The sequence below is a fragment of the Paracraurococcus lichenis genome (assembly GCF_030657435.1).
Classification (GTDB): Bacteria; Pseudomonadota; Alphaproteobacteria; order Acetobacterales; family Acetobacteraceae; genus Paracraurococcus; species Paracraurococcus lichenis.
In genome coordinates this window covers 1-8164 of the sequence record NZ_JAUTWS010000136.1, presented here as the reverse complement: position 1 = coordinate 8164, position 8164 = coordinate 1, and the positions used below count along the sequence as shown (strand labels likewise).

Here is an 8164-nt window from a genome sequence, read left to right as displayed (position 1 = left end):
ACCGCTCGGCGCCACCACATTCCCAAGCAGAAGCACCGGGTTACCAACTGGGCCGCGTACGATGCGGGCCTGCGCGCCCGCGGCAGCCTCACCGTCTGGTTCACGCCGGAGGCGATCGAGGCCTGGAAGGCCAAGCCGCGCACCGGCAGGGGCGGGCAGCCCACCTACTCCGCGCTGGCGATCACCACCGCCCTGACCCTTCGGGCTGTGTCTCGCCTGGCTCTGCGCCAGACCGAGGGCCTGATCGGCTCCATCTTGCAGTTGCTCGGCCTCGATCTCGCGGTACCGGACCACTCGACCCTCAGCCGTCGAGCCGAGACACTCGAGGTACCGCGGCCGCGCTGTGGGCGCGAGCCGATGCATCTGCTGGTCGACAGCACCGGTCTGCGCCTCTGTGGGCCCGGCGCGTGGCTGGAAGAGAAGCACGGCAGCAAGCGGCGTCGGGCCTGGAAGATGTTGCACCTCGCCACGGACGCCGACACGGGCCAGCTTGTCGCCTCGGTGCTGACCGACAGGGATGCTGACGACGGCTCGCAAGTCGGCCCCTTGCTCGAGCAGGTCGACGGTTCCGTGGCGGCCTTCATCGGCGACGGTGCCTACGACCGGGACGATGTCTACGCCGAGGTCGCGGCGCACCATCCCGACGCGGCCGTGGTGGTCCCGCCACGCGCAAGCGCGGTGCAGAGTGCGGGGGCAGAGACCACGCCGACGCAGCGGGACGTGCATCTGCGATGTATCGCCGAGCGCGGCCGTATAGGCTGGCAGAAGGTCTCAGGTTACAACGATCGTGCCTTGATCGAGGCCGACATCTCGAGATGGAAGCGTGTCATTGGCGGCGGGCTGCGTTCGCAAACGGATGGACGCCAAACGACGGAGGTGGCGATCGCTGCCAACGTGCTGAACCGAATGCTCGAGCTTGGGCGGCCGGAATACGTCCGCATCGCATGATCCCGAACGCGGGCAGGGATCGATGCGTCCAAGCCGCTGACCGCTGCAACAAGGCGCCGCTCAGGCCAAGCGGTGGCGATCCAGGAACAACGCCCCGTCGGTGACGATGCGCTCGCCGGGCCTGAGTCCCTCCAGGATCTCGACATCGTCGCCGAGACGAATGCCCGGCATGACCCGCCGCAACGCGATGTGGTCATCGCCCGAGACCAGCCAGACGGCAGGCTCCGGACCGTTCTCGAGCAGCGCAGCCACCGGAATGATGACCGCCCTCCGTGGATCGCCCAAAGCGATCCGGAGGCTTGCCCGCATGCCGGGCTTCAGCGCGCCATCCACTGACCGCAGCTCGGCGCATACCTCAAGGCGCCGCGTCACGGCGTCGATGGCGCTGGCCAGCCGAGCGATCCGCGCCTCAAAAAGGCGATCCGGCAGCGCGTCCACGATGGCCTGCACCGCCTGGCCTGGCTGCAGCAGCGCCAGGTCCGCTTCACGCGCCAGGCCGATCAGCCAGACCGTCGACAGGTCGGCTATCGTGTAGGCCGGCACCTTCGCCTCCGCCCCAAGCCATTGGCCGACACCCAGGTGGCGCTGTACCACCGTACCGTCGGCAGGGGCGAGCACGGCAGCAACCGCGTCCGGGCGCCGTGTCCGCTCCAGTGTCGCGATCTGTTCGGTGGTCAGGCCGAGCACTGCCAAGCGGGCACGCGCCGCCTGCAGCGCGGCCTCCGCGGTGCGCAGTTCCGCCCCGGCATGCGCGACCGCCTTCGCGGCGAGTTCGAGATCGCGTTGCGATGCGGCGCGGGCCCGAAGCAGCGCGCGCTGCCGCGCCAGGGTTGCGTCGGCGAGGTCGAGCGTCGCGCGTGCCTTCGCCTCCGTATCGGCGCACCGGAGTGCCTCGCTCTCCGCCTGCAGCAGGTCCGCGCTCTCCACCTCGAACAAGGTGTCGCCCCGACGGACGGTGTCGCCCGCGGCCGCGACGGCGCGCAGGACCCGAGCGCCGCCGAAGGGCGAAAGCACGGGAACGAGGCTCTCCTCGTCGAAGGCGATGCGACCCTCGATCACCCTCTCGGGTCGGAGGTCGCGCTCGAGCGCCGGCTCGACGCGCAGCGACCGCATCTCGGCCTCCGTCAGGCGGAACCCGCCGGCCGCGACGGCAGGAAGGACCACCGTGGCCGCCTCCGCGCCCGGGCGCGAGGGCGTCCGCCCCACTCGCTGCGCCGCGGCGCCAAGGGCGCCCGCCGCGAGCACGGCCGCGACCATCCGGCGGCGGACGCAGTGTGCCTGGTGCGGCGGCACCATCGCCGGCGCGGCCGCCAACCGGGAGACGGCGGTCGCGCTCACCGCACGACCACCGCCCCCTGCATGTGCGGATGCAGGGAGCAGAAGTAGCGATACGTCCCAGGCGCCGTGAAGACGAAGGAGAAGACGTCGTCGGTGTCGAGGGGCGGCGACCGTAGGGTGAGGGGATCATCCCTGCCGAGGATGGTGTGCGGGATGTCGTCGCGGTTGGTCCAGACGACTCGCGTGCCCGGGCCAATGGTGATCAGCGCCGGCGAGAAGGTGAAGTTGTCGATCGAGATCGCCGCGCTGTCGCCCTCGATGGCCACGGCGGCGGCCGGCATGGCATGGCGTGCGCCGGCCGGACCGGCGGCAAGGACGAAGGGGCTTGCAAGCAGCAGCTTCCGGCGCCCTGGCCCTGACAGGTTCCTCATGCTGGCCTCCTCCGGGTTCCTGATCCGCGTCAGGCGCCGAGCGGCGTGTCGATGATGGCGAGCGGCTGCCCTCCCTGGACCTCGCGGACCGTCGTGATGCCGAGCAGCGAGCGAAGCCGGCCGGCGGGCACGTCCCGGATCGGGCCCGGGCTGGACGCGGTGCCGGGCGCAGGCTGCGGGAAGGCGGTGGACATGGCCGTGTGGAAGGCGAGGTTGCCCTCGACCTTTTGCATCACCTGGTGGATGTGGCCGTTGAGCACCGTCACCGAGCCGAACCGCCGCAGATAGGCCAGTGCCTGCGCCGCGTCCTCGGTCCCCCAGCCCCACTGCTCGTAGACGGTCCAGAGCGGGACATGCGCGAAGACGACGATAGGCTGGCTGGACGCCCGGCCGCGCAGATCGTCCTCCAGCCATTCGAGCTGCGCGGTGCCGAGCCGACCGAGGCCGCCCGCCTGCAGGTCGAGGACGTTGTTCAGGCCAATGAAATGCACCCCGCGCTGGTCGAAGCTGTACCAGCCGCCCGCAGGCGCCCCTGCGCCGAAGCGTTCGAAGAACGGCTTGCCGCCATTCACCAGCACGTCGTGCTCGCCGGGCACGTAGTGCGCCTGCAGCCCGGCACCGCGGATGAGCTGTTCGGCGGTGTCGAATTCCCCCGGGCGCGAGAGATGACTGACATCGCCCGTATGGATCAGCAGCTCCGCGCCGCCTCGCCGCTCCCGCACCTGGCCGACCGCCTCGCCAAGCGTCGTCGCGGCATCCGGGTTCGGCGCAGCGTGAAAGCCGATATGGCTGTCGCTGATCTGGATGAAGGAGAGATCGCCGGACGTCGCCGGCGGGGCCGCCTGCGCGTCACCCAGCAGCGATGCGCGCGGCACGCCGCCCGCGACGGTCCAGAGCAGGCCGCTGCCGGCCCAGAGCATGCAGGTGAGCGCCGTGCGTCGGTTGGTTCCGTGTTCCATGCTGTCCTCCGCGGTGTGGTCCACAAGGTGAGGACGGCGGGCATGCACGGTTTATTCGCCGCCACGCCGGCGGCAGCTTCGGAAATATCCGGCGGTCCAGCGCGGTCATCTCTCCTGGATGCGGTGCACATGCTGCGGCATGGCACCGCACCGGCACCGCTGAAGGTCAGGCCCGCCTGCCTGCCCCGGCAGCCCACGCCATTGACAGGAGACCGACCATGCCACGCATGCATGCCATCGCCCTCGGCCTCGCAGCCGCGACCGTCCCGGTGCTCGCCCATGCCGAGGGCGAGAGCCACGGCGACCCGCAGCGGGATGCGCGCATCGAACGGCTGATCGAGCAGGCCATCCAGGGCAACAGCGACGCGGACCGGCAGGAGCAGGCGCGGGTGGACCGCTTGGTCCGCCAGGCGCTGGAGCGTGCCGGCGTGGCGCAAGGGCCTGCCGGCCCCGGACAGCCCGGCCAGCTGGCCCAGGACGGCGGCGGCCGGCGCCACTAGGGGCAAGCGTCCTGCCGAGGGCGGGAATAAGTGACGGTGCCGGACGGTCTTTCGGATGGACGCCCATCCTCGAGAGGAGCGACATGCCAGCCACGGTCGCATCGTTGCAGGCCTTCCGGTCCCGCCGCACGGGCGCCGCGGCCGCAGACGGCCCGCCGGCGCCCGCCAGGCGGGACACCGCCGGGGAGTATGCCGCCTTGGCAACCGCCGCGAATGATGGGGGGACCGTCGACCCCGAGCGCGCCAGGCGCTTCCGCGACCTGGCGCTGCCGCAGCTCGACGCCGCCTACAATCTCGCGCGCCACCTGGCGCGCGATGCCGATGCGGCGGAGGACATCGTGCAGGACGCCTATCTGCGCGCCCTGCGCGGCTTCGACGGCTATCGCGGCGGCGATCCGCGGGCCTGGATCCTGCAGATCGTGCGCAACCGCTTCTACGACTGGGCGCGGGAGCGCCGACTGGATCGCAGCGTGCCGCTGCCGGGGGAGACGGAGGGCGACGAGGCCGCAGAGCTCCCGGACCCCGATGCCGGTACGCCGGAGGAGGCGCTGGCCGGCGCCGAAGCGGCCGAAGCGGTGCAAGCCGTGGTCGCCGCACTGCCCGCTCCGTTCCGGGAGGCGTTGGTGCTGCGCGAGATGGAGGACCTGTCCTACCGGGAGATCGCCGCCGTGACGGGAACGCCGATCGGCACCGTCATGTCGCGCCTGGCGCGGGCACGGCAGATGTTCGGCGAGGCCTGGCGCCGGGTTGCGGCCGCGGAAGGAGGCAAGGCATGATGAGCGGAAGCCGGGACGAGGCCCGCTGCGCGGGCATGGACGTGCTGCTGCACGCGCTCGCCGATGGCGAGCTGGATGCGGCGAATGCGCTGCGCTGCGAAGCGCATCTGCACGAATGCCCCGCATGCGCGAGCGCCTTCGCGGAGATCGGCGCCTGGCGCGCGGCGCTGCGGCGCGACGGCGTCCGCCACCAAGCGCCCGAGCGGCTGCGCGGCCGCATCCTGGCGATGGCCGGGTCCGGCGCCCCCGCCTGGCAGCCGGAAACGGCCATGCTGGCCGCCCCGGACTGGCTGCGGCGCCCGCTGCGCGTGGCCGCGGCTGCGGTGGGCGGCGCGCAGCCGGCATCGCCGCGCCGCCGGTCCTGGCCGTGGAACGCGCGGTGGCCCGCACTGGCGCTTGCCGCCGGCCTGGCCGCCACGGTCGCCGTGGTCGTGCAGCCCCGGGTCGGGCCCGACGACGGCGAGGCTGCGACGCTGCAGCGGGAGGTGGTGGCAAGCCATATCCGCTCGCTGCTCGTGCCCGGGCGGCTCGAGGACGTCGCCTCGTCCGACCGCCATACGGTGAAGCCCTGGTTCGCCGGCCGGCTGGACTTTTCGCCGCCCACCCCGGACCTGGCCGAGGCAGGCTTTCCGCTGGCGGGCGGCCGGCTGGACTACTTGGACGGCCACACCGTCGCGGCCCTGATTTACCGGCGGCGCGGCCACGTCATCAACCTGTTCGTCTGGCCCGGTGATGCGGCCGGCGCGCCAATCGCGCCGCACCTGGCCGGCCATGGTGGCGGACGTGACGGGGGTCATGCGGTGGTGCACTGGACCCAGGGCGGCATGACCTTCTGGGCCGTCTCCGACCTGAATGGCGCCGAGCTCGTGGACTTCGCCCGTCTCTTCAGCGCCCGCGCCCAGGATCCGGCACCGCCGGCGTGAGGGGGAGATGTCCAGATCGCCCTATGGTCCGCCGAGCGTGATGGGGCATAGGCAGCACATCCCAGCTCTCCTTCGAGCGGATCGCGCGCCCTGCCAATACCAGCTTCCTGCACGTACCCTTCACCAGCGCGGCGCCGGCGATACAGGCCGTCCTGTCCTCGCAGGTGGACGCGATGGTGCTGCCGGCGGGCGCGGCCGCCGCCATGGCGCGGGATGGCGGCACCCGCGTGCTGGCCGTCGCCTCGCCCGAGCGCCTGCCCCTGTTGCCAGATGTGCCGACCCTGGCCGAGCTGGGCCTGCCGCTGTCGCTCGGCCTGTGGCAGGCGGTCTACGTGCCGGTCCGCACCCCGGCGCCGATCATCGCCCAACTCAACGGCGCCCTGCGCCAGGCGATGCAGGCACCGGGCTTCGGGGAGATGGTCCGGGCCCAGGGGGCCCGGCCGGAGCCTGGCACCCCGGAGGAACTGGCAACCTTCGAGCGCCGCGAGAGGCAGGTCTGGGGAGCAACCGTGCGAGAGTTGAATATTCGGCTGGAGTAGCTGGCGGCACAGTCTCTGCCTGGGTGGCAACGGGTCCGGTGGAGAGATCCCGGTGCCGGCTCCAGGGAAGGCGATGCCGACATGCGGCCGGCCGGTCTGGGCACGAAGATCGCCTTTGAGTCGGCCTCGGCGGTAGCCCGCATGATCTGCCGCGAATGCTCCCGCGGAAAAGCCATGGCGCCCCTCGCCGGGAACCTATAGAGAACATGCGGAGCCCCGCATGACCGACCAGATCGTCATCACGGAAAAGACGAGCCAGGCGAAGGACGTCCGCGCCGCCATCGGTACCCGCTACGGCCCGGTCCTGCCGGCCGAGGGCCACCTGTTCGATCTGGCCGAGCCGGAGGACGTGGTGCCGGCCTGGAAGCGCTGGAGCACCGTCCTGCTGCGGCCGGAAGGGCTGTACGGCACCAAGCCCGCCTCGGGCGGCAACAAGGCGGCCAAGGTGCAGGCGATCCGTCAGGCGCTGCGCCAAGCGAAGCGGGTCTGGCTGGCCACCGACTGCGACCGCGAGGGTCAGCTGATCGGCCAGGAGATCCTGGAGCACTACAACTACCGCGGCAGGGTGATGCGGGTGATGTTCACCGCCCAGGACCCGCAGACCATCCGCGACGCCTTCGCCCGCGCCAAGCCGAATGCCGAGTACGCGCCGCTTTACGCCGCCGCGGTGGCCCGGCGGCAGGCCGACCAGATCTACAACCTCTCGCTCACCCGCACTGCCACCGTGACGCTGGCCAAGGGCGCACGCGCGGTGATCGGCGTCGGACGGGTGAAGACGCCGACGCTTGCCATCGTCTGCCGGCGCGAGCTGGAGATCCGGAGCTTCGTCCCGGAGGACTACTTCGAGGTGGTCGCCACCGCCGAGACCGAGGCTGGCCGCTTTCGCATGCGACACGCGCCGAAGGAGCGCATCCGCAAGCGTGCCGATGCCGAGGCGATCGCCGCCGCTGCCGAGGGCTTCAGCGGCCCACTCTCGGTCCGCGTCGAGGACAAGCGGCAGTCACCGCCGCGGCTGCACGACCTGCCCTCGCTGCAGCGGCTGTGTGGCTCGCGCTTCGGCTGGTCGGCAGCGCGCACGCTCGAGGTGGCGCAGGAACTGTATGATGGCGAGGGCAAGAAGGTCATTACCTATCCCCGCGCCGAGACCCGTTACCTGCCGGGAAGCCTGGTCCCTGACGTGCCGCGGATCGTCGCCGGGCTGCGCGTCGGGCGCACCTATGCGCCGATCCCGGTGCCGGAGCCGCCGCTGATCCGCCGCGGCGCCGGCGGCGTCTTCCACGACAAGGGCCTGGCCGGCGCCAGCCACCACGCCATCATTCCAAATGTGAATACGGTGGCCGCGCTGCGCGAAGTCTGGCCGCGCCTGACCGCCGACGAGCGGCGGCTGTTCGACGTCATCGCTCGCGCTTACCTGGCAGCGATGATGCCGGATTTCCGCTACCGCCAGACCACGGCGAAGCTGGACGTCAGGGGGCACGAGTTCCGTGCGGTCGGTCGGCAACCGATCGAGCTTGGCTGGCGCGCCGCCTTCCCGGACTGGACGCCGGCGGAGGAGAGGGGCGAGGATGCGCAGCTGCTGCCCTCGCTGCGCGACGGCGAGGCGACCCGGCTGCTGGACGCCACGGTGGAAGACAAGCAAACCCGTCCGCCGCCGCGCTACAACGAGGGCACACTGATCGAGGCGATGCAGAACGCCTGGCGCTTCGTCGAGGACTCGGCGCTGCAGGAGCGACTGAAGGAGGCCAAGGGCATCGGTACGCCGGCGACCCGCGCCGAGATCATCCGCGGCCTCAAGGCGCAGGAATTCCTG

9 protein-coding genes are annotated in these 8164 nt (G+C 71.6%); 6 read left to right on the top strand and 3 right to left on the bottom strand.

Features of this window, described 5'->3' with window-relative positions; all coding sequences use genetic code 11:
- Positions 1-948, top strand: a 948-nt coding sequence (locus Q7A36_RS36795; RefSeq protein ID WP_305108770.1) for an IS5 family transposase, incomplete at its 5' end; no start/stop codon positions are given.
- A gap of 60 nt (positions 949-1008) precedes the next feature.
- Here the strand turns inward: Q7A36_RS36795 and Q7A36_RS36790 are convergent.
- From Q7A36_RS36790 to Q7A36_RS36780, 3 genes are all read right to left on the bottom strand, one after another.
- The gene (locus tag Q7A36_RS36790; protein WP_305108769.1) at positions 1009-2061 is read right to left on the bottom strand and encodes an efflux RND transporter periplasmic adaptor subunit; all 1053 of its coding nucleotides are present in this window, start codon (positions 2059-2061) and stop codon (positions 1009-1011) included.
- Between the two features lie 221 nt (positions 2062-2282).
- Positions 2283-2657 (bottom strand): cupredoxin domain-containing protein, encoded by a 375-nt coding sequence (locus Q7A36_RS36785; RefSeq protein ID WP_305108768.1) that lies wholly within the window; start codon positions 2655-2657, stop codon positions 2283-2285.
- A 29-nt stretch (positions 2658-2686) separates the two neighbouring features.
- Positions 2687-3616 (bottom strand): metallophosphoesterase family protein, encoded by a 930-nt coding sequence (locus tag Q7A36_RS36780; RefSeq protein WP_305108767.1) that lies wholly within the window; start codon positions 3614-3616, stop codon positions 2687-2689.
- Between the two features lie 218 nt (positions 3617-3834).
- On the opposite strand from Q7A36_RS36780, the gene Q7A36_RS36775 reads away from it, so the two are divergent.
- From Q7A36_RS36775 to Q7A36_RS36755, 5 genes are all read left to right on the top strand, one after another.
- Positions 3835-4116 (top strand): hypothetical protein, encoded by a 282-nt coding sequence (locus tag Q7A36_RS36775; RefSeq protein WP_305108766.1) that lies wholly within the window; start codon positions 3835-3837, stop codon positions 4114-4116.
- Positions 4117-4199: 83 nt separating this feature from the next.
- Positions 4200-4892, top strand: coding sequence for a sigma-70 family RNA polymerase sigma factor (locus Q7A36_RS36770; protein WP_305108765.1), 693 nt, complete (start codon positions 4200-4202; stop codon positions 4890-4892).
- Positions 4889-5815, top strand: coding sequence for an anti-sigma factor family protein (locus tag Q7A36_RS36765; RefSeq protein ID WP_305108764.1), 927 nt, complete (start codon positions 4889-4891; stop codon positions 5813-5815). Before Q7A36_RS36770 ends, Q7A36_RS36765 begins: the two co-directional genes overlap by 4 nt.
- 47 nt (positions 5816-5862) lie before the next feature.
- Positions 5863-6354, top strand: a complete 492-nt coding sequence (locus Q7A36_RS36760; protein WP_305108771.1) for a Bug family tripartite tricarboxylate transporter substrate binding protein — start codon at positions 5863-5865, stop codon at positions 6352-6354.
- A gap of 220 nt (positions 6355-6574) precedes the next feature.
- The coding region (locus Q7A36_RS36755; RefSeq protein ID WP_305108763.1) for a DNA topoisomerase at positions 6575-8164 on the top strand (1590 nt) is incomplete at its 3' end.